Origin of the sequence: Pedobacter suwonensis, assembly GCF_007833675.1 — a bacterium.
Lineage (GTDB): Bacteria > Bacteroidota > Bacteroidia > Sphingobacteriales > Sphingobacteriaceae > Pedobacter > Pedobacter suwonensis.
In genome coordinates this window covers 4,245,292-4,271,861 of record NZ_CP031708.1, presented here as the reverse complement: position 1 = coordinate 4,271,861, position 26,570 = coordinate 4,245,292, and the positions used below count along the sequence as shown (strand labels likewise).

At 42.6% G+C, this 26,570-nt stretch carries 25 protein-coding genes; 5 read left to right on the top strand and 20 right to left on the bottom strand.

Features of this window, described 5'->3' with window-relative positions:
* Positions 1 to 9: 9 nt before the first annotated feature.
* On the bottom strand, positions 10 to 339 hold the full coding sequence (locus DV942_RS17615) for an ArsR/SmtB family transcription factor (protein WP_145859733.1): 330 nt from the start codon (positions 337 to 339) through the stop codon (positions 10 to 12).
* A gap of 126 nt (positions 340 to 465) precedes the next feature.
* Between DV942_RS17615 and DV942_RS17610 the strand changes: the two genes are divergently transcribed.
* The 3 genes from DV942_RS17610 to DV942_RS24045 are packed head-to-tail and all read left to right on the top strand — an operon-like array spanning position 466 to position 1,645.
* Positions 466 to 831: an ArsR/SmtB family transcription factor gene (locus tag DV942_RS17610; RefSeq protein ID WP_145859731.1), complete on the top strand. Its 366-nt coding sequence runs from the start codon at positions 466 to 468 to the stop codon at positions 829 to 831.
* Complete coding sequence (merTP, locus tag DV942_RS17605) at positions 828 to 1,433, top strand: mercuric transport protein MerTP (protein WP_145859728.1); 606 nt, start codon at positions 828 to 830, stop codon at positions 1,431 to 1,433. Before DV942_RS17610 ends, merTP begins: the two co-directional genes overlap by 4 nt.
* 2 nt (positions 1,434 to 1,435) lie before the next feature.
* Positions 1,436 to 1,645, top strand: a complete 210-nt coding sequence (locus DV942_RS24045) for a GDCCVxC domain-containing (seleno)protein (RefSeq protein WP_317175279.1) — start codon at positions 1,436 to 1,438, stop codon at positions 1,643 to 1,645.
* Here DV942_RS24045 and DV942_RS17595 read toward each other — a convergent pair.
* From DV942_RS17595 to DV942_RS17515, 17 genes are all read right to left on the bottom strand, one after another.
* Positions 1,642 to 2,058: a VOC family protein gene (locus DV942_RS17595; protein ID WP_145859725.1), complete on the bottom strand. Its 417-nt coding sequence runs from the start codon at positions 2,056 to 2,058 to the stop codon at positions 1,642 to 1,644. The genes DV942_RS24045 and DV942_RS17595 overlap by 4 nt on opposite strands.
* Before the next feature lie 366 nt (positions 2,059 to 2,424).
* Positions 2,425 to 4,959, bottom strand: coding sequence for a heavy metal translocating P-type ATPase (locus DV942_RS17590; RefSeq protein ID WP_145859722.1), 2,535 nt, complete (start codon positions 4,957 to 4,959; stop codon positions 2,425 to 2,427).
* A gap of 11 nt (positions 4,960 to 4,970) precedes the next feature.
* Complete coding sequence (locus tag DV942_RS17585) at positions 4,971 to 7,754, bottom strand: multicopper oxidase domain-containing protein (protein WP_145859719.1); 2,784 nt, start codon at positions 7,752 to 7,754, stop codon at positions 4,971 to 4,973.
* Between the two features lie 12 nt (positions 7,755 to 7,766).
* Positions 7,767 to 8,192 (bottom strand): heme-binding domain-containing protein, encoded by a 426-nt coding sequence (locus DV942_RS17580; protein ID WP_244950732.1) that lies wholly within the window; start codon positions 8,190 to 8,192, stop codon positions 7,767 to 7,769.
* Positions 8,193 to 8,250: 58 nt separating this feature from the next.
* A complete protein-coding gene (locus DV942_RS17575) occupies positions 8,251 to 8,823 on the bottom strand; it encodes a DUF3347 domain-containing protein (protein ID WP_145859716.1) in 573 nt (190 codons plus the stop codon).
* Between the two features lie 117 nt (positions 8,824 to 8,940).
* On the bottom strand, positions 8,941 to 9,429 hold the full coding sequence (locus tag DV942_RS17570) for a DUF3347 domain-containing protein (RefSeq protein WP_145859713.1): 489 nt from the start codon (positions 9,427 to 9,429) through the stop codon (positions 8,941 to 8,943).
* A gap of 109 nt (positions 9,430 to 9,538) precedes the next feature.
* Entirely contained in the window at positions 9,539 to 9,976 is a 438-nt protein-coding gene (locus DV942_RS17565) for a hypothetical protein (RefSeq protein WP_145859711.1), read from the bottom strand.
* 289 nt (positions 9,977 to 10,265) lie between these two features.
* Positions 10,266 to 11,480: an efflux RND transporter periplasmic adaptor subunit gene (locus DV942_RS17560; protein ID WP_145859709.1), complete on the bottom strand. Its 1,215-nt coding sequence runs from the start codon at positions 11,478 to 11,480 to the stop codon at positions 10,266 to 10,268.
* Positions 11,473 to 12,741: an efflux RND transporter periplasmic adaptor subunit gene (locus DV942_RS17555; protein WP_145859707.1), complete on the bottom strand. Its 1,269-nt coding sequence runs from the start codon at positions 12,739 to 12,741 to the stop codon at positions 11,473 to 11,475. The genes DV942_RS17560 and DV942_RS17555 overlap by 8 nt, the downstream gene beginning before the upstream one ends.
* Positions 12,716 to 13,951: a TolC family protein gene (locus tag DV942_RS17550; RefSeq protein WP_145859705.1), complete on the bottom strand. Its 1,236-nt coding sequence runs from the start codon at positions 13,949 to 13,951 to the stop codon at positions 12,716 to 12,718. Before DV942_RS17550 ends, DV942_RS17555 begins: the two co-directional genes overlap by 26 nt.
* Positions 13,952 to 13,954: 3 nt before the next feature.
* A complete protein-coding gene (locus DV942_RS24040) occupies positions 13,955 to 15,847 on the bottom strand; it encodes an efflux RND transporter permease subunit (RefSeq protein ID WP_145859702.1) in 1,893 nt (630 codons plus the stop codon).
* A complete protein-coding gene (locus DV942_RS24035) occupies positions 15,844 to 17,118 on the bottom strand; it encodes an efflux RND transporter permease subunit (protein WP_145859700.1) in 1,275 nt (424 codons plus the stop codon). Before DV942_RS24035 ends, DV942_RS24040 begins: the two co-directional genes overlap by 4 nt.
* A gap of 46 nt (positions 17,119 to 17,164) precedes the next feature.
* On the bottom strand, positions 17,165 to 17,413 hold the full coding sequence (locus DV942_RS17535; protein ID WP_145859698.1) for a heavy metal-binding domain-containing protein: 249 nt from the start codon (positions 17,411 to 17,413) through the stop codon (positions 17,165 to 17,167).
* 134 nt (positions 17,414 to 17,547) lie between these two features.
* Positions 17,548 to 17,901 (bottom strand): HYC_CC_PP family protein, encoded by a 354-nt coding sequence (locus DV942_RS17530; protein WP_145859695.1) that lies wholly within the window; start codon positions 17,899 to 17,901, stop codon positions 17,548 to 17,550.
* Positions 17,902 to 18,050: 149 nt separating this feature from the next.
* Entirely contained in the window at positions 18,051 to 18,974 is a 924-nt protein-coding gene (locus DV942_RS17525) for a cation diffusion facilitator family transporter (RefSeq protein WP_145859693.1), read from the bottom strand.
* Positions 18,975 to 19,093: 119 nt separating this feature from the next.
* Entirely contained in the window at positions 19,094 to 21,274 is a 2,181-nt protein-coding gene (locus DV942_RS17520; protein ID WP_145859691.1) for a TonB-dependent receptor, read from the bottom strand.
* A 58-nt stretch (positions 21,275 to 21,332) separates the two neighbouring features.
* Entirely contained in the window at positions 21,333 to 21,653 is a 321-nt protein-coding gene (locus tag DV942_RS17515; RefSeq protein ID WP_145859689.1) for a DUF6660 family protein, read from the bottom strand.
* A 52-nt stretch (positions 21,654 to 21,705) separates the two neighbouring features.
* Here DV942_RS17515 and DV942_RS17510 point away from each other — a divergent pair, with 52 nt between their 5' ends.
* The gene (locus DV942_RS17510) at positions 21,706 to 22,038 is read left to right on the top strand and encodes a YnfA family protein (RefSeq protein WP_145859686.1); all 333 of its coding nucleotides are present in this window, start codon (positions 21,706 to 21,708) and stop codon (positions 22,036 to 22,038) included.
* A gap of 553 nt (positions 22,039 to 22,591) precedes the next feature.
* Here DV942_RS17510 and DV942_RS17505 read toward each other — a convergent pair.
* Together DV942_RS17505 and DV942_RS17500 are read right to left on the bottom strand one after the other, a co-directional pair.
* Positions 22,592 to 22,780 (bottom strand): hypothetical protein, encoded by a 189-nt coding sequence (locus tag DV942_RS17505; protein ID WP_145859684.1) that lies wholly within the window; start codon positions 22,778 to 22,780, stop codon positions 22,592 to 22,594.
* Positions 22,781 to 23,099: 319 nt separating this feature from the next.
* Positions 23,100 to 24,032 carry a hypothetical protein gene (locus tag DV942_RS17500; protein ID WP_145859682.1) on the bottom strand — a complete coding sequence of 311 codons (933 nt, stop codon included), beginning with the start codon at positions 24,030 to 24,032 and terminating at the stop codon, positions 23,100 to 23,102.
* Positions 24,033 to 24,577: 545 nt separating this feature from the next.
* Between DV942_RS17500 and DV942_RS17495 the strand changes: the two genes are divergently transcribed.
* Positions 24,578 to 26,197 carry a hypothetical protein gene (locus DV942_RS17495; RefSeq protein WP_145859679.1) on the top strand — a complete coding sequence of 540 codons (1,620 nt, stop codon included), beginning with the start codon at positions 24,578 to 24,580 and terminating at the stop codon, positions 26,195 to 26,197.
* Positions 26,198 to 26,570: the final 373 nt, after the last annotated feature.

Below are 26,570 nucleotides of genomic sequence, written 5' to 3'. Positions count from 1 at the left end.
AAAAAAAGGTTAGCAGCAGCTGGTTTCGCCTTTGTACGAGCCAAAGAAGGTTCCCAACTGTTCTTCCAATAATTTCCAGGTTTTGGGGTTGATACAATAGCAGACACTCACGCCTTCAATTGTCCCCTGTATGATCCCTGCCATTTTAAGTTCTTTTAAATGCTGAGAAATGGTCGCCTGAGCCAGGCCCAGTTCCCCTACCAGATCCCCGCAGATACAGGTATTTGATATAAGGATTCTTTGCAGGATGGCGATGCGGGCAGGATGCGCAATTGCTTTCAGCAATGTAGAAAGCTGGTTCTGCTCGTCGGTGAATATTTCTGATCTTGTAAGTCCCATAATTTTATATCGCAATATTACGATAGTTATATTTAATAACCAAATCAAATTGAAAAAACAGATCTTCCAAAATTATTTTCAAAATAATATTTAAGTAATTGCTTAAATACTTATATTTGACTCCCTATGAATACCTGTAAAAGAATTTTCGCTGACCAAGGCCAGATCAATAACTGTAAAGAGTTATTAAACGGAAGCGATGGGCTTTTTTCTGACCTCTCGGGCTTATTGGCCCTCGCCGGAAACGAGGTCAGGCTAAAGATACTGTTCATGCTGAACAGGGAAGGCGAACTTTGTCCCTGCGACCTTAGCGATATATTGGAAATGACTATACCTGCAATATCGCAGCACCTTCGAAAGCTGAAGGATGGAAATATGGTCCACCAAAGAAAATCGGGCCAGACTATATTCTATTCTATCAAAGGCAGCCAGCTTGGACTGTTACAACCATTTTTCGATCAACTTCAAAAACCTATATCTATACAGATATGAACAAAGAAATCCAAAAAAGCTGGATTGCCGGACTATTATCGGCATGTACTGCCTCACTTTGCTGCATCGTGCCCTTTATCGCTGCCGTAGGAGGTTCAGCTGGAAGTGCTTCAATATATTTCAACTGGATAGAACCGTATCGTCCTTATATGATCGTTCTGACATTTATACTATTTGGACTTTCCTGGTATAAAATACTGACAAAAAAGCCAATGCCAAGCGACAACTGCGGGTGTGAGAATGAGCGGAAAAACTTCATGGGATCAAAAAAATTCCTTGGGATCGTAACGGTTGTCTGCGGGCTTTTGATCGCCTTTCCGTATTATTCAAATTTGTTTGCCGGCCAAGGGATGAAATCTAGCATAACAACGCAGGAAAAACTTCAAACGGCACGCCTGTCTATAAATGGAATGAGCTGCGCTGGGTGCACAGACCATATAGACAAAGGACTTTCGGGCATTCGCGGAATTGCCAGGTCGACAACATCCTTTGAAAAGGCAATGACTACTGTCATCTATAACCCTGATAGTATTTCGGCAGACAGTATCAGTAAAAAAATCAAGCAGATCGGCTATCGAAATAGCCTTATAGAGAAAAATTAATTATGACAATTGTACTCAGTTCAACAATTACCTGTCCAAAGTGCGGCTTTGCAAAAAAGGAAGAGATGTCTACCGACTCCTGCCAATATTTTTACGAGTGTTCTCACTGCCGCACCATCCTCAAGCCAAACGCTGGAGACTGCTGCGTTTTCTGTAGCTATGGAACGATCAAGTGTCCGCCGATCCAACAGGGAACCTCTTGCTGCGGCTAGCCAATCTCTTCATAAAAAGTGAGAAGGTTTCCATAAAGATCCAAGGTAGATAGGTCCCGGTCTCCCCAGTATTGCTCTTCAATGGTGTTATGTTCCCCATGCAGGACACCTTGGTCCTTGTATTCCTGATAAAGTTCTTCAATTCCTTCAACCTTGATCCTGCAGCTTGCAGTCCCTGCGATGAATGTTTCGGCCCCACTCCGGATAAGTCTTAGAAAAAGTAATAAACTCCTGAATTTCCAGCTCTGATCGCAGGCTTGCCAAAGATGTATTTCAACTCCACCTCTTACCATCACGGCAAAAGTATCTTCCTGATGGCGGGTTTGGAAGCCCATTTTTATCTGATAAAAGTCTACTGCCTTTTTTATGCTAACAACTGGAAGCGCCGGAATACTGCTTTTAAAATTCACCATAACCTTATTTGTATGTTTTTACTTCGAACAAATAAAAATAGGGAAAAAAATAGATGAAAATTCCCAAGAGCATGAGAACAGTGTCCATTGGAACTATTGGCCCATTTCGGAGAACAGACGTACGTACTGTTTTTATGTTAGTGGCTCATTGTTTATTTGTTTATGTACTAGTTTGCAAATGTGCTAAAAAGACCTTGATCAGCTTACCTACCCTTCGAAACTCGTCCATCATGTGGCGATGAAATCAAAAGGGGCAATTTACGTTTTCAACCTCTTGGAAAAACCAAATTGTACGAACATTAAATACTTCAAAAACATCTATCAGGAACAGCAACTACCTTTTTTCTGGTGGGCTTGAAAAAAATATCAGTCAATTTTTGCATTTCTCAATCTCAGAGAATTCAAGATAACAGAAACTGAACTAAAACTCATCGCGAGTGCAGCTATCATTGGTGAAAGTAAAATCCCAAAAACCGGATATAAAATACCTGCAGCTATGGGAATCCCCAATACATTGTATCCCAAAGCAAAAAACAGGTTTCCTTTGATATTGGCCATAACCTTATGGCTTAACAAACGGGCTTTTGCGATCCCGTTTAAATCTCCCTTTACCAATGTGATGGCTGCGCTCTGAATGGCGACATCTGTTCCCGTGCCCATCGCAATCCCGATATCGGCCTGGGAAAGTGCAGGTGCATCATTGATGCCATCGCCTGCCATGGCTACCTTATTGCCTTCGGCCTGCAGCTTTTTTATTTCATTCAGTTTATCCTCTGGGAGCATCTGAGCTTTGAAACCGTCTAAATTCAAAGTTTCGCTTACTGATTTCGCAGTATCCCCGTTGTCGCCGGTAAACATGATTACCTTGATGCCCTCATGTTGGAGTTTTCGGATGGCAGCTGCGCTGGAAGGCTTGATCTTATCAGAGATAACAACAAAGCCAACAGCTTTATTTCCTACGGCTAAATAAGAAACTGTTTTACCCTGCTTTTGAGCGGCACTAACTTCTTTCTCTAATTTAGGATCAATTATGGCTTTAATCTGCTGCATTAATTTCTGGTTCCCCAAAGCCAACCTTTCTCCATTCAAAAGACCCATTACCCCTTTCCCAGTGATGGCCTCAAAGCTTGATATGGGCTTAACATCTATTTTGTTCTCCTGCCCGTAACGCAGGGTTGCCTGAGCCAACGGATGCTCACTACTGCTGTTCAAAGCCACAATTTTTTCAAGTATACCATGCTCCGTAAAATCCGGATTTATACTATGCACCTTTTCTACCGAAGGTTTACCTTCGGTTACCGTACCTGTCTTGTCAATGACCACTACATCAATCGCATTCATTTTCTCAAGGGATTCAGCATTCTTGATCAGTATACCAGACTGAGCGCCCTTACCTACTCCCACCATTACTGACATTGGCGTAGCCAGGCCCAGCGCACATGGACATGCGATAATCAATACAGCTATTGCATTTACAAAAGCATAAACGTAGGCCGGATCGGGGCCGTATACAGCCCATACCACGAACGTTACAATAGAAATCAATACCACAACAGGCACGAAATAACCTGAGATTTTATCAGCCATTTTTTGGATTGGCGCTTTTGAGCGGCTTGCCGAATTCACCATTTCGATGATCTGGGATAAAAGTGTGTCTGATCCAACCTTTTCCGCAAGCATTACAAAGGTCCTATTGCCATTGATTGTACCCGAGCTTACACTGTCCCCTATTTTTTTCTCGACAGGAACGGGTTCTCCCGAGATCATGGATTCATCAATTATAGCTTCCCCGGTCTTGATACTCCCGTCTACCGGGATTTTTTCACCAGGCTTTACCCTCAGCAGGTCTCCCTTTTGGATATCATCAATAGATACCAATGATTCCTTATCTCCAATCACTTTTGTAGCGGTGTTAGGGGCCAGTTTCAACAGTTCCTTAATGGCGCCGTTCGTTTTGCCATGGGCCCGGGCTTCCAAAAGCTGACCGAGCAGTACCAGTGTAAGTATCACGGTTGCCGCCTCGAAATAAACGAAAACGGTACCATGATGTGTTTTAAACTGATCAGGAAAAACTCCAGGGAATAGAATGGCAACAATACTGAAGCACCAGGCTACCCCCGCACCAATCCCGATCAGGGTAAACATGTTCAGTTTCCAGGTAACAATCGATTGCCATGCACGCTGAAAAAACATCCAGGTAGCATAAAAAACTACCGGAATGGAAAGAAAAAACTGAACCCAGTTCCAGTATTTAAGTTCCAATAGATCAAACAAAGGATTGCTGGGAATCATTTCCGTCATGGCAATAACAAAAATGGGTATGGTAAAACCTGCTGCTATCTTGAACTTTTTGAGCAGGGTATCATAAGTTTTATCTTCTTCAAGGTTTGTCCCCGTAGGTACCAGGTCCATTCCGCAAAGCGGACATGATCCTGGTTTGTCCCTGATAATCTCGGGATGCATGGGGCAGGTAAACTGCGATGCCTGTTTCTTCTCAGGCTGTTTTACCAGGTCCATACCGCATACAGGGCAATGACCTGGCCTATCATAAGTCTTCTGACCTTCACAGTGCATCGAACAATAAAACAGGCCTCCCGCTTCATTTTTATCATCATTTTGAGCCGCTGGACTTTGCTCATTGGCTGAGTGATCATGATTATGATGTTCTGACGATTTTAGAACATGTTTTCCCTGAACTGCCATTTCAATACCGTAATTTCCGGCGGCAGAAAGAGCCTCCTGCAGCTTTTCCGTTGGGATATGTTCTTGCATAGTTATGACGGCTTCAGCAGGTTCAAGGGTTACATGTGCAGAAACGCCATCAATCGCATTCAGCACATTTTCAACTTTGCTCCGGCAGCCCTGACAGCTCATTCCGGTTATTTTATAGGTGTGTTCCATGTTTTGATTTGTTAGTAGCTTAATGTCAATCCGGCGCCATAGCCCATATCACTGTCGTAATGTGTTGAAAGCCCAAAGTACTTCGTAACGATGTACCTGAATCCGGCCATGTATTCCTTATCGGTATTGACCATAAACTGGAAACGCAACCTTTTGGAAACAGGGATATCTTCCCTCATCAGCTGAAACCTGACATTCCCCTTGTGATCGAGGGAAGCATCTGCAACGATCAGCAGTGGTAGGGTATATTGAACTCCCAAATGAAATACCTGCCTGAAATTTTTGGTATTTCCCTGCCCAAATAGATTGTTTCCAGGCGATAAAGATTGTCCAAAAATATTCTTGTCCATCGGGTCAACCGTCCTTTTTCTAAAATCCCATCCAACATACGGTAATAGCCATTGGTTTCGTCCGATGTATCTTCCAAAATGACTTTCACTTTCATAACCCATTTCCTTGTCAAACCCAATGCGCCATTCGGTTGTAAAACGGTAACGAGTATTGGCAAGCATAACCTCCCCGTCGCTACCATTGGTTTCGATTCCGATGCGTGCCATTGGATGAAAAGCCCTGTCATCACTGAAGAGTTTGCGCTGGGCCAGCTTAGGATCCGGAATTTCGGGATTTGGTGCTGAATTCTCGTAACTGAAAACTCTTCCCATACCGCTCATCATGTGGTAGAGAATATGGCAGTGGAAAAACCAGTCCCCGCCCGGCTCTGTCGCAGCAAATTCAAGGGTATCCCGCTCCATGGGCATGATGTCAATAATGTTCTTCATCGGGGCATATTCTCCCTGCCGGTTAATTACCCTGAAGTCATGGCCGTGAAGGTGCATGGGATGGCGCATCATACTGTTGTTGTAAAGGATTATCCTCACATTTTCGCCTTTTTTTATCAGTATCTTATCGCTTTCAGAAACGGTTTTGTTATCCAGCGTCCAGACGTAACGGTTCATATTTCCTGTAAGGTCAAACTTGAGTTCCTTCCAGGGGCCTTTTGGCAGGGTTGTTTTCTTTGGATCACGGAGCATGTTGTAATTGAGGGTGATGATATCGGGACTTTCTGCCTCCATATTCATCCCTGCCAGACTTTTATCACCGGACATCTGCATACCCGGCATCCCCTTCATTTCTTTTCCTGTTTTTGGATTTTCCTCACCGGTTACCTCCGGGTACATTACAGTGTTCATATCCATCACCTGGTTCTGCATTTTCATGCCCTCCATCTGCACCATATTGCCGCTCATATCCATCATATCGTTCATCATCTTCATTCCGGCAAAATATTTCAGTTTGGGCATTTTCTCTGCATGCACCTTTTCTCCCTTGCCCAGCCATAGCGATGCTGATCCCGTACGGTCTTCAGGAGTGACCAAAAATTCATAGCTCTTATTTTCCGGAATCGTGACCACTACATCATAGGTTTCGGAAACCGCTATAATCAGCCTGTCGACCTCTACAGGCTCCACATCATTTCCATCGGTTGCGACAACGGTAATCTTGCCTCCGGCGTACTTAAGCCAAAAGTAATCCGAAGCGCCCCCATTTGCTATACGCAGCCTAACCTTGTCTCCCGCCTTGAATTGCGGCTGTTCACTTTGATTTTTCCCATTGATAAGAAAGGCCTCATAATACACATCGCTCACATCCATGGCATTCATGCGCTTCCACTCATTGGCTACCTTTGTTTTAAAATGTCCGGTCCTGATCGCTTCTGCATAACTCTGGGTAGTCCCTTTTTTGATTGCAAACCAGTCGTTGGCATTTTTCAGGCTTCTATGAACCTCCTCGGGCTTCATATCTGTCCATTCGCTAATGACTACCGGGAGGGTTGGAGTATCCCACTCCGTCCTTTTGTTCATGATAAATGCCCCATACATACCTATCTGTTCCTGAAGGCCGCTATGGCTGTGGTACCAGTGCGTTCCATGCTGGACGATGGGGAACTTATAGATGTAGGTAGTGTGCGGTTTGATTGGCATTTGGGTCAGAAAAGGAACACCGTCCATCTTGTTCGGCAAAAATAGTCCGTGCCAGTGCAGCGCGGTTTCCTCGTCGAGATTATTGTGCACGTAGATCAGTGCGGTATCGCCCTGCGTAAAGGTCAATGTCGGCATGGGGATCTGTCCGTTTACCGCAATTGCCCGCTTTGATTTTTTCCCATAAGTTACCGTTGTATCGGCTATGTAAAGATCATAACGGACGGTGCGTGGTGGAAATTTACTTGGAACGGTCTTAATCGGGCCCAAATTTGCCTTTGCAGTTTTGATACTTTCCATATCAGAACTGTTATCATCCATTTCCATGCCCGCCATATCACCCATACCCTCACTCTTTTTGGGACTTTCCTTCATCTCCCCAGTCTTCTCAGAACTAGCCTTTGGTTTTTCCTTAATAAGCCTCATTCCGCATTTGGGACAGTTGCCAGGTTTGGAATCATGGATCTCGGGGTGCATTGGGCAGGTATAGGTTACTGATTCTGGTTTCGGATTCCTTTCCATTTTTTCTGCCGGCATTTTCATGCCTTCCATAGCCCCCTTTTTTGCTTCCTGTTTCTTTTTGACCGGATCAGCTGTCTTTGCCTTATCCGCTTTACCTTTCTGAAGGATAAGCTTCATTCCGCACTTCGGACAGTTCCCGGGTTTTTCTGACTGTATTTCCGGGTGCATTACACAGGTATAGATTACCTTGGCCTGGCCAGCACTACCGTTCTTGTCCATTTTCATTCCCTTCATATCCTGGGCCGAAACCACAGAATAGAGCATCAATAAAAAGACTGTTAATATATTTTTCATTTCTTTGTTAATTTAAAGACCAGTAAGATTCTTTCTGTTCAAACTATCCCTTGAATTCTGTACCCACTTTAAGAGTACCGACTTTTCCCGTTGATCCAATATCGCATTTCTGTGGATCAGGGTATAAGAGGAAAGGGGCATTGTACCATCTTTTATGCTGTTTTCTATGGCCCGCAGTTTGTTCTGCTGCCTTCGAAAGGTATAGCCGACGAATTCATTAAAGTTCAGTTCCTCTTTTCCCGATCTTATATGACTGTCAAGGAACCAGTGAATCGGCTGAACATAGGCATACCAGGGATATTCTGTGTTGTTGCTATGACAGTCATAACATGATTTTTTAAGTATCCCCTGTACATCATCAGACACAGAAACAAGTTTGGATATATCCTGAGGTATAGCCTGCAGGCTTTTATTGCGTGCAGGCTGCAGGATCTGCATAAGCAAGAAGATAACTAATAGCCCAAGAAAGATTTTTTTTATGCCCTTCATTTTTGTGCTATTTCAGTTCTTCCTTGACAGTACCACAGGTCGGCATGGCTTTTCCAAGGTAAGGGTTTTTGATCTCCTTTATCTCACTCACCCAGATTGCACCCTTGTTACTGTTGTACATGGGACAACGGTCAACATACAGGGGCTTGTCAGTGCCAAGGAGCTTGATCAAATCGTACATGTCTTTGCTCAGCATATCGAAATGCTCACGTTGATGGGCAATGTTGCCTGCATTGGAACCGATGTGCTCTGCGTGCTCTTTGGCATCATCCCGAATATCGTTATATGTCTTGTCCTGCTCCGAAGTCAATGATTTTTCATCAAAACTGGCGAACGCTGCTACCATTTCACTGCCTGCGGAAGCAGCTTGTTTATCATTGTCCGTGGTAAGGGCATTTTTTAATTTCAGATAGACGGATAAAAGCGCAGCCGTTGATGATTTTTTCCCTTGGTTAGTTTCCTTGGAAACACTTTTGGCTGTAGACTCCGCTACAGCAGAATGTTGCTTTTCATTTTTGCCATTTGTACAGGCAGCAAGGAACAATAGTGGGCCCAGAAGGCTATATATTAATGTTTTCATTGTTATTGATATATTTTGAATAAATTATTTCGAGCTGTATGTAGAATATATGCACACGGCTATATTGAACGGACCAAAACATCTCAATGCTAAATGTCCGTTCGATAACAATATGAATTATTTGATAGTCTCCTTTATTGAGCCACAGGTCAGCATCTGCTTTCCGAAATAAGGGTTTTTGATAGTAGCATTATCAGAAAGCCAGTAACTTTTTTTCATTGGACAATAGGCATAATAAATAGAGGCATTGGTAAGTTTCACTGCTTTCGCGAGTTTAAAGAAATTGGTCGAAAAATTTGCGAAATGTTCTCTTTGATGGACAATATCTTTGCTCTCTGATATGTGTTTGACATCAAATGCAAGCTTATCCTGTAACCCCATAAATATATTCATATCCGTTTCTGGCATTGATTTCATGTCCATACTGCCCATCGCTTTGGAAAACTCAGCGGCTTTGGAGGCGGCGACCGTCGCATCTGCATTTACCAATGCATTTTTGATATCGTAATAAGAAGTTAAAAGTGACTGTGTCTGGCTATTTTGCGCAAGGGCACGGCCTGTGAAAACGATTGCCAATACGGCAACCACAAGAAATATTTTTTTCATGATTTTAAGATTAAATGTTTACACTTTTCCCGCAGGGAGTTTTGGCCACGCGAAAGTCAAGCACCATGTCAATGTAACACGGGCTCTATTGGTAATTCGTGGTGAAATCTTATATCTGAAAGCTATTGATGGTAATCCTGATGTCCCTATTGGGTGGCCGCTCCCTCTGTCCGGTGTAAACACTCTTTTTGAGAGCCAGTTTGACAGAAGGAAGTAAAAAGTTGTAATTATTATCTGGGAGCAACAGAACAGGTAGGATAACCTGGTTTTTAACGCTTTGGGGAACAAGCTTCCCCTGAACCACAAGGTCGTTGACCAGAGTCTTGCAACAAGGATCTTCTTTTGAAAGATTTGTTCCCTTTAAAGAACTGTGCTTATGCAGGTGTGCACCTTTATGCTGATGACGATGTTTATCGTTAGTTATTTTGGAAGAGTTATGTCCATGACTTTCCCCATGAGTATCTCTTTCCATTCCAACTGCACAGGCAAAGCCGACAACAGTGTTGAGCAGAAAAATCACTAAAAGAAAGATGGCTTTGGTTTTCATCAGACTACAAATCTATATAAAGATGCGAAATTAAATTTATATAATTTTCCATATCTTTTATATAATTATATTAGAAAATCATCTCAAATTTCTGACATTGAACTTGTTTCAATATTTTTTGGCCCCTCGAAAAGTAATTTCGTTTCGCCGACTCCGACCTGTCAAATGCTGGATTTGCTTTGCACCAAAGTCCAGACAGTATTTAGCGCAATCAAGTTACGTACGATACCAAATTTTAATCAACATAGGTATTTATCCATAAGGTATGATGCAGCCAATGATCATAACCTTATCCTCCATTTTTAAATACCAGTTCACTCTCCAGCAGGTAAGCTCCGCCTGTTACCACGACCTCACCTTGCGAAATGCCGGATACTACCTGTACATATCCCGGATTTCCTGCTCCGGTATTGATCTTTCTTTCAGAAAAGCTGCCATCTCTATTTTTGATCCATACCTTATTGCCTTTACCTGTTGCGAGTATTGAAGATGCTGGTATGGCTACATTATTCTGTTTTCCGTTACCAATTGCTATGTATGCCAACATCCCCGGCCTGATGAGCCCTAGCGTATTTGGAACTGCGACCCTGATCAGTACAACCTTCGAGTCATCTGATAGTTCAGGATTTATAAATCCGACCTTGCCTTTAATAACCTGCCAGTTCAGGTCCGGAAAAGAGACATTAACTATGTCATTTTCTTTATAGTTCCCGCTTTCGCTGGCATATAACTGCGCCTCAACCCATAAACTGTTCAATCCTTGCGTTTTTAATATTGCCATTCCTTCGGTTACATAGTCGCCTTCGTGGATGGCTATGTCGCTTACCGTTCCATTAACCTTGCTGTATATGGTAACAGTGGCCGAAGTTTTGGACAAAGAGGAAAGGTTCTTGATCTGGGCGGCATTCAGTCCCCATAATAATAGTTTGTGCTCCGCCGTACTGATCAGCGCGTCATAATCTACATCAGGATTATTTAAAACCTTCTGCTGCTGCCGGGCCAAAAGGTATTCTTTTTCCGCTGATAAGAGGTCTTCACTATAAATGGAATACACTGCCTGACCCATTGTTATTTTCTGTCCTACAGACCTTACAAATAACCGCTGTATCCGTCCAGCCGCTCTTGCACTGATCTCTTCCGCCTTACTTTCGTCGGTGGCAACAGTTCCGGTCAGCAGTTTTTCATTCCCTGTATTTTCCTCCCTTACCGTATCAACTGTTATACCTGCTAACTGGATCTGGCTTGCTGTTAATGTTATTTTTTCCGTGGCTGAATTTCCTGATCCTGTAAGCTCAACTTTGATCAGTTTCATGCCGCAGATCGGACAGTTGCCGGGATGGTCTTCATGTATCTGTGGATGCATGGAGCAGGTATAATAAAATTTGCTTTTTGCCTGTGCCACAGGTTGCGCTTTTTGTTTGCAGCTGTTAAATACACTTATTGAAAGCACAATAAACAGCAAAGTAAAGATCCTTTTCAGGCTATTTCTTTTTATGTTATTCATGACCCTTTGTTTTGATGAAACTCTCACTGTCTGTTAAATATCCCGCGTCCACCGCCAGCGTATCGGTTGGGGCAAGTCCTTTTTTTATCAGTATTTCGCTGCCATTTATAGTCCCGGCCGCTACTGTATGGGCATGGTAGGAACCGCCTTTTTTTAGCCAGACTATTTTTGTCTGCCCCAGGTCCTGTAAAGCAGACCTCGGTATCCAAAACCCCCTGGATTTTCCTGTCTCTATCGAGGCGTTGATCAAACTGTTTACCTTCAGTTGATGTTCCATATTGTCCAGATAAACCCTGATGCTAACTGTTTTGTCTCCCTGCTGAAGGGTAGGCTCAATAAAGTCTACTTTCCCATATAGCGTTTTACCTGGCAGATCCGGCAGGGTAATCTTAACCGGTTCATTTAGCCGTAAGCTGGCCAGTGAATTTCTGCCAATCTTGATAATGGCCCACAGCCTATGGGGATCAACAACATTGAACAAAGTCTGCCCTTTTTCTACATACATCCCTTCCTTTATGGCAAGGGGCATGTTACGGCTGAAGTCAGGTCTTTGGTCTGAACCCGCTGTCCCTGCCATCTGGCTATGTGCAGCATCATGGACATGTCCTTCATAGGGACTAAATACCGGCAGGCTATAAAATGCTTTGCCCGTTTTGATTACCTGTTCAACCTGGGCAGATGTCATTCCGAGCAGTAATAGTTTTTGCTTAGCAGCCCTGAGCAGCTCGGTTTCGCCTGATGAATTCTTTGCAACATAGATCAGGTTCTGTTGTGCCGTTACCATATCCGCACTATATATGTCGAAGATGCGCTGTCCGGGAAGGATCTTCTGAAAGGCGAATTTGATGTACATCTTTTCGATACGGCCGGAAAAACGCGAGGCGATGTTGTTAAATGTACGGGTATCAAAATCCAAATAGCCTTCTGCGGAGATCCGTGTGTCCACTTCTTTTTCCTGGGGCAAGGCAAAAGCCACCAAGGAGATCACCGTACTGTTAACAGGCTCCAAAACTGGACTCAAGGCTATGTCGGAACCCTCGCTGGCCTGACCAGATTTTTTTACCAGTGTCATCCCACAGATGGGACAATTACCGGGGTGATCCTCCAGTACCTGTGGATGCATCGGGCAGGTATATTGTACTGCGGTTTTGGATTGAGCCTGGACCGGTGCCTGTTTTGGATTGGAACAGGCGGCGATCAGCAACATACCAAAAAGCATGGCCGGTAATATGATCTTAATGCATTTCATTTTCTTTTTCATAAGCTACCTGTATCAATAATATTTCTCCCAACCGCTCTAAAGCGTCCATCCTTGCCGTCTGCAGGCTTTTTATGCTTTCCAGTACCGGCAGCAGTTCACCGGTATTCTGTTCATAGGCCAGGAGCGATGTTTTATAACTGTTCTGCAGGGCAGGAATAATGTTCTGCCGGTAGTTTTTCAATTGCCTGGATTTGCCTGTCCATGCAGCCTTCAGTCCAGCCAGCTCTCCTTCCACCTGATTGAGTAGCGAGATCTTGCGTTCACGCTGCTGCTCGATTTCGTATTGGCTGCCCTTCAGGTTTGCTTGATAGCTTTTGGAAGACCAGGGTGCAATCGGAATGGTGATGGAACCCATTAAAATGTACTGGTTCGGCATTCCGCCATAACTGAACATATGCCCCGCCTGCAGCCCGAAGTCGGGTTTACGTTTACTGTATTCTACTTTCGCATTAAGCTGTTGCAGTTCGATATTGCGGTCAATGCCCCTGATATCGCTCCGTACCGATGCAAGTGTACCCGTATCGGTCACTGTAGCCGCATAATCCCTGAGCACAAGACTGGTGTCTATCATAAAATCCTGCCCCTTGTTCCGGTTCATCAGGGTATTGAGCAGGATATTTTTCTGTCTGATTTCACTCTTAATTTCTTCCCGGCTATTGTCCAGTTGAAACAGTTCAGCTTTGGTCTTATAAATGTTATCCAGTTTTTCCTTTCCATAGGTAAGCCGGATATTGGAAGCCTTTAACATGTATTCCAATAACCCAGTGGTGTTATCCAAAAGTGCCAGTTTCCTTTCCAGGATTGCACGCTCAAAATAGTACTGTTTGGCCTGTGCGTTCAACTGGTTGTTCATGTATTTCTTTTCTTCGGCGGTAACCCTGGATATGCTTTTCATGTAGTTTTCCTTAGCTCGGAGCTTGGCCGGGTTGGTGAACATCTGTTCGGCAGTAACCATAAAGGAACCACCATCGGGCTTAAGCTGATAAGGTGTCTGATACTGCCCTGCGCTCAGCTTTGGTGCATCCAGGCTTCTGGCAGAGCCCGCGTAGGCATCCTGCGCATTGATCTGCGCATCATAGGTCCGCAATAACGGGTTCGCCGAAACCCTTGCCAGCACACTGTCCAGTGTCAGGTATTCCTGCTGGGCCCTAGCTGTTAAACTAAGAGCACACAGCAATAGACCATATATCATTCGATGTTTTATTTTCATGGTTTATTCTTTTACGTCCAGAACTTCCAGCTTGCCATACTTCCTGAGTTCGTGCTCTTTGACCATTAGAAAAATGAGTGGTGTAACAAGGAGTATATGGGTTGAAGAGGTTAATACTCCGCCTATCATGGGAAGCACGATCGGCAGCATTACGTCACTTCCTGTTCCCGTTGCCCATAATACCGGGACAAGGCCGAACAGGGCCACGCAGACAGTCATCAGTTTTGGGCGCAGCCGCTTTACCGCGCCGTTCATCACATAGCTCCGCAGGTCTTTTTTACTGATTGTTTCGCTGGAATTGCCTTTGTCCGCGACCAGGCGCTGCATCGCATCATTGAGGTATATCACCATCACGATCCCCGTTTCAACGGCAATACCGAACAGGGCAATAAAACCTACCGCAACGGCAACCGATAAATGCACACCAAAAAAGTAGACCATATATGCCCCGCCGATCAGGGCAAAGGGGATAGAGATCAGACTGAAGAAGGCTTCCCTTATCGAATGAAAAGCAAAATATAGGCAGGCGAAAATGATCAGCAGCACAATGGGCAAAACGAGCTTCAACGTACGTTCGGCACGGATCAGGTTCTCGTACTGCCCGCTCCATTCAATGAAATATCCCTTGGGCAGGGTTTTTGCTATACCGTTCAGTTTATCCTGCGCTTCTTTGACTGTACTGCCCAGATCACGTCCACGCACATTAAAGAGTACCGTTCCGCGCAACAGGGCATTTTCTGACTGGATCATCGCCGGTCCGTCACTGATTGTAATATGGGCTACTGAAGATAGCGGGACAGGCCCGAAGGATGGGGTCTGCACCAGTGTGCGCCTGATCTCATCCAGACTGCTCCGATAATCCTGCGCCAGTCTTAGGTTTACACTGAAGCGCCTACGGCCCTCAATGGTTGGGGTAACGTTCATGCCGCCTAGGGCACTTTCTACCACCTGGTTTACATCGTCAACACTGAGCCCATATCTTCCTATTGCTTCCTTGTCGACCTGTATATCCAGATATCGCCCGCCGGTAATGGGATCTACATATAGATCCTTGACCCCGTTCAGGCCCTGTAGTGCCTGCTTCATTTTGGTGGATAGCGCATATAAGGTATCCAGGTTTTGTCCATAGACTTTTAAACCAACGTCTGTACGGATACCGGTAGAGAGCATATTGATGCGGTTGATGATCGGTTGTGTCCAGCCGTTTACCACCCCGGGGATCTGGAGCTTCGCATTGAGTTCATTGATGATGTCTTCTTTTTTAATGCCCTTGCGCCATTCGCTCCTTGGCTTTAGAAGGACAATCGTTTCTACCATACTGATGGGAGAATTATCTGTGGCCGTATTTGCCCTGCCTGCTTTACCCAGTACATTTTTGACTTCGGGTACACTTTTTATGATCCTGTCCTGTACCTGCAATAACTGTTTGGCCTGCGAGTTGGAAATATCGGGCAGGGTTACCGGCATAAACAGGATAGATCCTTCGTCAAGCGGGGGCATAAATTCACTGCCCAGACTGAGCAGTAATGGGACACTGATCAGAAGCGCAATGATGTTGATCCCGATTGTTGTCTTTTTCCATTTTATGCACCAGCTGAGGATGGGCTGATAGATTTTTTCAAGGGTTCGGTTCAATGGGTTATGCGCGTCTGTCCTTAGTTTCCCCTTTAGAAAAAACGAGATCAGCACGGGTGCCAGTGTTACTGCCAGAACAGCATCTATGGCCAGTATAAATGTCTTTGTCCATGCCAGAGGGCCAAACAGTTTGCCTTCCTGCCCTTCGAGCAAAAATACCGGCAGAAAAGAAGCGACAATGATCAGGGTTGAGAAAAAAACGCCCCGGCCAACCTGTTTACAGGAGGCTTCTATAATTTTGATTCTTTCGGGTGTGGTCATAATGTTTCTTTTTCTTGTGCAATAGATAGATTGCGGTGTGAATTTTCGACCATGACAATGCCGTTGTCTACAATAACGCCTATGGCAAGAGCAATACCGGTAAGCGACATAATGTTGGAGCTGATGCCAAATGCATTGAGCAGGATAAAGCTTGCCGCGATGGTAATAGGTATCTGGATGATGATACTCAGGGCGCTTCTCCAGCTGAACAGGAACAGTACCACAATAACGGATACGGTGATCATTTCCTCGATCAGCGTATGCTTTACCGAGCTGATGGCGCTTTCGATCAGTTCGCTTCTGTCGTAGGCAATCTTAAATTTTACGCCGGAAGGTAGTCCGCGCTCGATCTCCTTCATCTTGTCCTTGACCGCATGGATAACCTGATCGGCGTTTTCGCCGTAACGCATTACGACAATCCCCCCAACGGCTTCACCTGTGCCGTTCTCATCAAAGATGCCCAGACGCAGGTCTCCGCCCATCTGAACGGTGGCAATATCGCGTACCCGGACAGGGACACTTTTTATCGTACCGATTGAGATATCCTCAACATCCTTCAGGCTTTTGATATAGCCAAGGCCACGGACAATGTAACCTGTTCCGTTCATTTCAAACTTGCGTCCACCGACATCATTGTTGTTGCTCTTGACAGCCTTAAGTACCTGGGATAAGGGAATGTTATAGTAATTGAGCTTATGTGGGTCAATATTGATCTGGTACTGTTTTTCAAAGCCTCCGAAGGAAGCGATCTCGCTTACACCGGGAACGGTCTGCAGGCCAAGCTTGATATACCAGTCCTGGAGTGCGCGCTGCTCGCCAAGATCTATGCCCTTGGCATCCAGGGTATACCAGAGCACATGCCCAACGCCCGTTCCATCAGGACCGAGTGTTGGCGTAATGCCTTCAGGCAGTAAGCGCTGGGCATAGTTTAACCGTTCCAGTACACGGCTCCGTGCCCAGTAGACATCAGCCCTGTCTTCAAAAACGATATAAACAAAGCTCATCCCGAACATTGATGTAGCACGGATCGCCTTGACCCTGGGAATGCCCTGAAGGTTGCTCACCAAAGGGTAGGTTACCTGGTCCTCCATGATCTGGGGACTCCGGCCCTGCCATTCGGTAAAAACGATTACCTGGTTTTCCGAAAGATCGGGTATTGCATCGATGGGATTTTCGCGGATGGCATAACTGCCCCATGCAAACAAGGCTATTGCGATCAGCAGGACTATGTACCTGTTCTTTAAGGACAGGGAAATAAGTTGATTAATCATCTTAATTATAATTGGCCCGGAACATGCCGTTCCGGGCATGATGAACTTACATTTTCATTTTACCTGTTTTCTTTTTAGTCGCTTCCTTTTTTACGAGCGTCATGCCGCATTTGGGACATTTCCCGGGCTTATCACTTAAAACTTCCGGATGCATCGTGCAGGTGTACTGCACTTTGGGGGCAACAGCCTTTTTTGTTTTTACTGTAGCCTGTTTAGTGGGATTGGCAGGTGTCTGCGCAAATAGGGAGATACCGGAAAACAGCATGGCAAATGCCACAAAAACTAATTTTTTCATTTTGTTGGAATTTTAGGAATTGAATAATGGCATAGAGCCAAACAATGGCCTACGCGTGATTTATAATTAAGAAAATTGATTAAAATGGGAATGCTCCGCAATCTTTTCCAGATAGGAAAAGGCAGAAAAGAGGATTAAATCCGGTAAGTGCAGTTGAGGATATAGATTGGTGTTTCGGGCTGCCCGGGCGGGGCATTAGCCTGATAAGACTGAGCTATAGGGCGCTCTGTAAAAAGGTTTACCTGTGAAAACAAAATGGGTTCGGGAAGAACCGCAGGCATTGGAACATCCAAAGTGAGTACGTCAGCACTGAAATGGCTGTCCTTTATCTTTAAGCTTTTTCTTTCGTTCTTACAGCAGTTATCCTTTGTTTTGGCCTTAACATCGTTCTGGTCCGGTAATGCAAGGATAAGTTTTACCGAAGCCAGTCTCCCACAGCAATAAAAACGGTTTACAGCCATCCCCAAAGAGGATAGCATATAGATCATTGTTATTATTATGACTGCCGTGCGTTTCACAAAACTAATATAAGGATATTTTGGATGAACTAGGTAAAGTTAACCTGAAATCAGATTACAGGTTTATATAATTCCCAGAAAATGTTATAAGATTATAGGACTGCTCTTTTAACTTACAGCTATCCGGGGGATTCGGTGCAATCTCCGTTTTCACATTCCTCCACTTCGGTTTCCAGTGTAGCATGCTGAATATTCAGGTGTTCCAGTTCGTGTTTAATTTTGTTTTTCAATGTGCCGATCTGGATATTCGAAAATTCACCCGAAACAACCACATGCCCTGTCAGTGCGTTCTGCGAGGTACTGATCGCCCAAACGTGGACATGATGAAATCCCTTTACGCCATCAGTTTTCATTACAGCTGCTTTCACTTTTTCTAAATCTATACTTTCAGGTACGCCGTCCAATGAAAGGCGCAGGCTATCTTTTAACAGGTTCCATGTACTCACAATAATTACCGTGCAGATGATCAGGCTTAATAGTGGATCAATCCAGTATAGGTGCGTATAATAAATTATCAAGCCCCCGACAACCAGTCCCAATGATACCAGGGCGTCAGATGCCAGGTGAAGGAAAGCAGCCTTCACATTGATATCCCTGTCTTTGTCCCTAAAAAACATAAAAGCAGATACACCGTTGATTACGATACCTATTGCGGCGATTATCGCAATGGTTACGCCGGGAAGAGGTTGTGGGTTCTGAAAACGGAAAATAGCTTCATAACCAATGGCTCCTATTGATATCAGTAGTATAACTGCGTTGAGCAGAGAGATCAAAATAGAAGCTTTTTTCTGTCCATAAGTGTATTTTGCTGTTGCTTTTGATTTGGAAAGCTTGAAAGCAAGCATCGCCAAAGCAAGGCCCGCAACATCCAGGAAATTGTGGCCTGCATCCGACAACAGGGAGAGCGAGTTGATCCTTAGCCCGATAATGATCTGGACAAGGACATAGGTAAGGTTCAATACTATCCCTATTATAAAAGCCTTGTTTAAACTGGTTATCTGTGGGGCATGGCCGTGGCTATGACCTTCATGGTTATGTTCCATTATTTTAGGATAAAGTATCTTGGATGGGATGGCCTTTAAATCAAAAAAGACAGCCCATCAGCATCTGTAAATTTAATAAATAGAGATACCAACGGGCTGGTTTGATCTAGATTATTTTTCTAAAATTTCAGTTTAATGCCTCCATTGACAATAAACCCATCAACAGGCGCATAGATATCCCTAAATGTAGGATTGGTAATGCTTCCTGTGTAAATGGTATCAAACTTGGTCTGACGTGTATCTGTCAGGTTCTCAAAGTTTATGAATAACGAAAAACGTTCCCATATCTTCTCCGCCATAAACCCGGCAGTCCAATAACTTTTACCTGTAGCACCGTCATTGAGCTTCTGTTTACTGAAATAGTATGCTTCAAGACCTACCTTCCATTTATCTTCGATCTCATACATTAGTACATTATTAAGCCTGTGTTTTGAAACCAATGGATAACTCGTACTGGCACTATTCATATGCTGGTTCACATCAGCTAATGTATAACCTATAAAAAGTTTAAAATCACCATAGGTTACTTTGGCATTAGTTTCCATTCCCTTGGTATCTAAATTACCTTTTGGCTGGACATAGGCCAGATTAGCTCCAGTAGTGGCAGTCAACAATATAGGGTTATTAATTCGGGTATAAAAAAACATCTGATTGATACTGAACCCTACCTTTCCGTCAAATATAGAGGTGCGGTAGTTCACATCGTAGTTAGCACCATAAGAGTGTTCCGCTTTTGTATTTGCCACATCTAAAGGCTGTACATTTCTGAACTGGATCCGCTCAGCATCCTCGGTAAATACAGTAGGTGCTTTATAACCCAACCCCCCACCTAAGCGGGTGGAGAAATGCTCATTGATTTTCCATAGACTAGAGATTCTTGGTAAAAAGAAAAACCCATATTCATTGTGGTAATCTCCCCTCACCCCTGATTCGATGCTAAATTTTCCTGATAGATTCCAGGTATTCTGCGCAAATGCACCAAGCGTATTATAATTGTAACTTCTGAGTGCATTGTTACTGTTTTGGTCTTCCTTAAAATTATCGGTCAAAAAGTTTACACCCAATACCCAGTCTGCTTTTTCTCCGTTACGGCTATAATTGGCCTCACTGTATGTAGATATCTGAACACCAGAAAACAAATAATTTGGTAATCCGATACTGCGGTCGTAATAACTCCCTGAATTGCGGATAACCAGCTTTTCCTTTTCACTCAGTTTATGGTCCAATTCAACCTGAGAGCTATAACGTCCTGTCTTATTCTCTTCAAAATAAGAATGGGCTGCACTGCCATTTCCTTTCACATATTCCAAATCGCCGCCAATCCGTTTTTCAGTTGTGGCATTGATTCCGGCCGAAAGTGTAGTCGCATCATTGAAATAAAAGAATAATTTCGGGTTTAGTGTAAAACGGTCAAACTTGGGGATAGCTGTTAAGCCAATATCTGAAGGATCGTAGGCCGTTCCTTTGTTATATGCACCGTAAACCGTAATACCGATTTTATCAAATTTCTGGCCGTAAAAGCCACTGGCATCCAGTCCGAGCGCTGATGTTCCATTGAGCAGAAAATTAAGCTGACGCTGTTCAGTTGGCTTTTTCGAAACTAAGTTTACCAATCCTGCGATTGCGCCGCCACCGTAAAGTGTAGAAGATGAACCTTTGATTACCTCTACCTGTTGCAAATCCAATGGTGCGATCTGAAGCAGGCCTAATCCACCTGAAAATCCTGAATATAAAGGAAAACCGTCGCGGATAATCTGGGTATATTTACCGTCCAAGCCTTGAATACGGATGCTAGAGTTTCCACTGGTAGCAGAAGTCTGCTGGGTCTGGACACCTGTACTTTCTGCCAGCATCATACGGATGTCGCCAGGTTTCATGTTTCCTTTTTCGTCCAGTTCCTCTCCTGAGATGACCTCGACCCGTGTGGGAATATTATCAATGGTGCGGCTACTTCTTGTAGCAGAGATCACCACCTCTTCCAGGTCCTCGTCTTCTTCAGCAGGGGCAAGTAAAACGGTAATAATGCCGGCTTCAGTAAGGGGAAATGTCAGGGTATCGGTTTTGGTCTGATAGCCTATATAACTATACCGGATAATCTGTTTACCTGAAGGTATGCCACTAATATTTACAGTACCTATACTATTTGATCTAGTGCCAATGGTTGTGCCCAATACTTTTAGTGTTGCTCCAGAAAGTGACTGATTTGTTTTTGCGTCTTTGATGACAGCTTTATATGTATTTTGGGCAAAGGCAGTAACTGTAAATAACAGTATAGCCAAAACCGCAATCGTTCTTTTCATAATGATTTATAAGTAATGATTTCGATAAATATGTCCATTCAGGACGATTGAAAATAGGCTATGAAAGTTTAGGGGGCTGCCAGATGGATAAGGCAATAACCTGCAGTTCAACTGGGATATAAGCCGTATTGTGCTGAATAGGCAAAAGCTGGATTGCAAAAGTGATTATTGTACGTGTAGTGATGGTAAAGCCGATACAGGTGCCGCAGACATAAAATGGTGAACAGTCTTTGCAGCAATCATCAGCATGCTCATTGCATGCATGTTTTTCTCTTTTATCAGTTTTATGTGCATGATTATCTTCCCGCTCTAAAGCGCAGCATGGTACTGCAGTTAGGGTAAGTACGATGATAGATAAAAGCAGTGCAATAAATTTCACGGTGTAAAAGTATGTATTTTCGTGAACGTTTGCTAAAACCCGCATAATAGCTATGGAAATCATCAGGTCTTTATCAATTTTTCTTATCGCAGGTCTTTGCGAAATCGGCGGGGGTTATCTTATCTGGCTTTGGATAAAAGAAGGAAAACCGCTATGGTACGGTTTCATCGGAGCCATTATCCTGATTGCCTATGGCGTAGTCGCCACTTGGCAGACAGCCAACTTTGGGAGAACTTATGCAACCTATGGTGGCATTTTTATTGTTTTGGCACTGATATGGGCTTGGAAAGTTGATGGATTTGTACCTGATAAATGGGACATTATTGGGGCGGGCATTGCACTAATCGGGGTATGTGTTATCATCTATGCTCCAAGGCCCGTCTAGCTCAACGATATTAAATCATTTTGTCATAAAAAATCCTGAAACTAAAAAACAGGTTAAAGAATAAGATCATTAAAAAAATATTAACTCAAATGATGGGGCAAGGCGAGAACTAATTAATCCGTCTCACCTCAACCAATCTGATGTAAAGATTTTTTTATCCTCGTTTTGTTATTTTGGTCTGTCCAATCAATTCTTCTCAAAGATAAATCAAGCGGCTTTTTCTTTTTTCTATAATGCCCTTCAATCTTATTTTTTAAAACCTTTTCAAAATTAACTACCGCCTCACAATGCTCAAACAAGGTCGAACTTTCGCGGATTGACTCTACCAAGACGGCAAAAAGCCTTGAAGTTCGAACCTTTTCTTTGAAAGGAGCTTAAATCAAGGCTTTTTCATTTTATGATATTTCATAACAAAAATCAGGAAACTAATTATAAACGCCTTATCTATTAAAAATAAAGCAATTAAAGGTTCGATCCTGCTTCGGTTAACCGAAGCGGCGAAAAACAAATTATTAATTGATTAACAACACTTTAGAATTCGAACCTCAAATCATTAGCGTTCTATATCTCTGTTCTCCTTATTTAAATGATCCTTTACAATTATCTCTGAAAATCTTTTTAGTGTTCGAATTACCTCTTCAGCTTCACTGTCAGAAAAGTGTTTAAACATGGGTAGAGCCTTAACTTCCTGAATAGTAATATCATTTAAGCGACTGAAATTTAGGTTATTTAGATTTTCCATAATTATGATGAATTAAGCCAATTGAAAATAGGTTAATAAATACGTAATTGAATCATGCTATCGGATTATGGTCCAATTACATTCGTAATCAATTAATCGGCTAGTAAAAGCTTTCATAATTCAACTTATTCCAACATTAAAGAAAATCAAAACCAGATATTTTTGATTATTAAGAGCATATTCGTCCTACTACAGCTTGTTCTAAAGGCAACACAATCTTAATCCCTACCCACACTTTTTATCGACTCTACTTAATATTAGTAATCAAGTGACTGAGGCATGAATGGATAAGCCATTGTCAATTAATTAGTTCATTCACTTAAACGCCTTTTAGTTCTAGCTGTTCATATATTGTCAAATCACCTGAAACCTTGTGGGGAACCTGTTGCTCTATCTGATTCAATATATCCTTATTGTTGACTGGGAATAGAGATTTCACAACAAGGTATTCAACATTTCCTTTTCCTTTTATTTGCATATAGCTTTTATCAATGTAAAGCTGATAGTAAGCGGCTTTGTATTTAAAGGTTATTGCTCTGCCAAAAGGATGATTTATTGCTATATTTTCTTTACCGATCCAACTGAGCACAAGGAGTATCAGGCGATGAATAGAATTAAAATGAAAGTCATTAATAAAAAAGGATTGATCGGGCACATACTGCTTCTCCCCAGCGGCAAAATGCCTTGTGTAGATGTGAGCCAGTGAAACCTCATTGAATATGACATCTCCGAATATTGATGGAATAACTACCTGATTGTTCTGATATCCCAGAAAGTATTCATGGAATATTTTAAAGTTAATGAATCTTGACATCCACGAAATTTTCCTCAAGCGGGCTTTGTACAAAAAATTTCTGACTAGAAACCCATTGTGGCTAAATTCTTTTTCCATCTGTTTAATCTCACGCCTTGCCTCCTTAGCGATTTGCTGTAACGCAAGAGATTTATGATTTTGTACAAGAATCACATTTTCATACCAATCATCCGCAAAATGGTTAAGTTCGTCCTTTTGAGCTTCGGACAGTTTTAGATGCTCTGGAATTGTTCCGTATGAAAAGCTGCTAAAATAATAATCCCTGAAACGATATTCATCACATATACTAAATGTAGCCCTTGATTCCCTTGTCAGGCGTGTGCAGAAAATTTCAGTTTCCATTATTGATAAAGGATCTTTCGCTAATGCCCGATCGAGCAGGCTTTCCATGGTCAATTGATGCTCATCCGGAGTGGAGATATAAATCCTAGATTTCATTTGTCAGGTTTTGCAATTTGACATAATTTACCTTAAAAAACACAACGTTTTCATGATCTTTTAATATTGAAAGGAATTTTATGAATTAAATTTCGTTTAGCCTGATTGGATAAACTGCTGTCAATTGACCCCATATTTACCAATAATAATTTTATTAGAACAGTTTATTTTCAAGGAGCTTACAATTTATGAAATATTGGCGCAACGGGGTCAAATAGATTGGTTTGTGCGCCAAGCGCCCCATTGCCCTCAGAACAAGTGCAAAATTGGCATGACAAGCTAGGTGATAATGACAATCGCATTGGTTAGCCTCAACTGTACTTGTTTGCGGTAGGCTTTTCGATGAAGTAAAAACTTCAAAAAAATCCTTACATTTAAATTATTATGTGACATAACAAAATTTAAAAAGGAAGAATTCATTATAGAAACGTTCTAATAATTTTTCACAAGTAATTGAAATACAATTATTTAATAATAATCATCTTTTTAAATTAAAAAAAAATTGATGTCGCTAATAAATAAAAAATAAAATTAATAAGGGCAGTGTGACAAAATCGACAAACAAAAAAACAGTTCAGGAAATTTATGCAGAGCATCTCCATGGGATACTTACTAAACGTCTTTTCGAATCAGGGAGTGAGCTTAAGGCGAATTTGGTCAAGAAATTTAAACTGACAGATGTCAATGCCAGAAAAGTAATTTCTAGGGCCGTGGATACGAGACATATCAAATCCTCTTCCCCTTTCACTTTTGGAAAAGGACAATTCATTTATATCCTGCCAGAAAACAAGATTTCCCTCACTTCGGTAATGACCATTTGTGCAACTGCTAGACCCCCTGTTTTTAGATTATTAGCTTATCTACTGCACAACGATGGTATATGCTCCTATTATGATGGGCTTAAAATTAGCGCCTGCCCAATTGAGGAAAGCTCTACAAAAGTTTCATCATTAGAAGACATCCTGAAACTATTGGAAAAACTTGAGCTTGTTTACCAGCAAAGAGATGAAAACGGCGTGAACTATATTTTGTTGACAGATGATTTTGAACGTTATGGCGAAAACATAGAGCAAAATATGATGAACGGAGCCTTTTCTGACATGGTAACTGATACGACCCTTTTGCCTGATATCATGAGGTGGCTTGTAAAATCGAACATAATGGATAACTCCCAGATCATCTATCGAAATAAAAAGACACCCTCCGTAGGCGCGGTTCACAATAACTTAGCATGGGACGTATTTAGCTATACGAAAACCACAGGGTTTAGCGAGTTGTCAGGGGTCAAAGCTGAAACAACTGAAAAAATGACGCTTGTCGCGCTCGATGTAGTTCTGTCCAAGCCTTATGCACAAATTCATCTTGATGGTTTTCTGAGCAGGGTACAGATTAACCAGAACTCTACAAAAAATGAAAAAAGAAAAATTCTACCAATAATTGTCTATAAGGAATGTTCAGAAATAGTACTAAACAAGATAAAGGCACTGGGATTTGTTGCCCTTGACATTGGTTCAATATTCGGCACAAGAATTTATTCGATAATTTCCAAGCTTAACAAAATCAATGACATTGACCTAGCTGAGCCAGACATAGAGGCGACAATAAATAAGATGCTTAAGTCGATAAGATCCGCGGGTCAAGAAGATGCACTTAAAGACCTCAAGGGCGTACTATTTGAAATACTGATGTATCCAGTACTGAAATATATGTTTCCAAATGCCTCAGTGCTCCAAGGGAAAACGCTAAAAGTTACTAGAGCAAATTCTAAGCAGGAATACTACGAATACGACTACATCTTCCATTCTTCCAATCCCGAGGAGATTATCATAGTCGAACTTAAAGGTTATGGCGAGGACTCGACCATCTCCCTGGGCGATAGGGACAAGAAAGCTAGCCTAAAATGGTTTTTTGAACGCACAATACCCTTTGCAAAGGAATTTTATGCCAATGACATCAAGGCTGGCAAAAAGCTTTGTGCAGTATATATGACCTCAGCACATTTTTGGGCAGACGGCATAGAATTCACAAAAAAAATGAATAAAAGCCGACTTAAGCCGACGGCAATGGATGTAGCCTACGACAGACCAAAATTGTTGGATCTACTATCAAGCAAGGGTTTCAAGAAAGAAGTTGAAATCCTCGCAAAATATTACGGCAAAAAATAAGAGTCATTATCTTACTTGTTAGAAAATCCAAATATCCATTTCCATTTTGTGAAGAGCTAACAGCGATAACTTCAGGCCTCACCCGCTCTAGTGATGGCAGGTCAATAAAGTTTCAAGTTTCCTTTCGAGCTTTGATAAGAACCTTCAGATTTTTTTCCATTGCAAAAATGTTTTTAAGTTAAAGAGAGCGAAATACAGATGTCAAAGCACTTGGTGAATGTGATACGGATCCATGACCAAACTCACGGACGACCGATATATTTCTGAACATCTATGCACATGCGAGTAAAAACTCCGAACGCTACCCAACGTGATACAGATCATAAAGATTATACTTCAAAATAGCCTTAAACCAAAAGAATGTCCAATATAA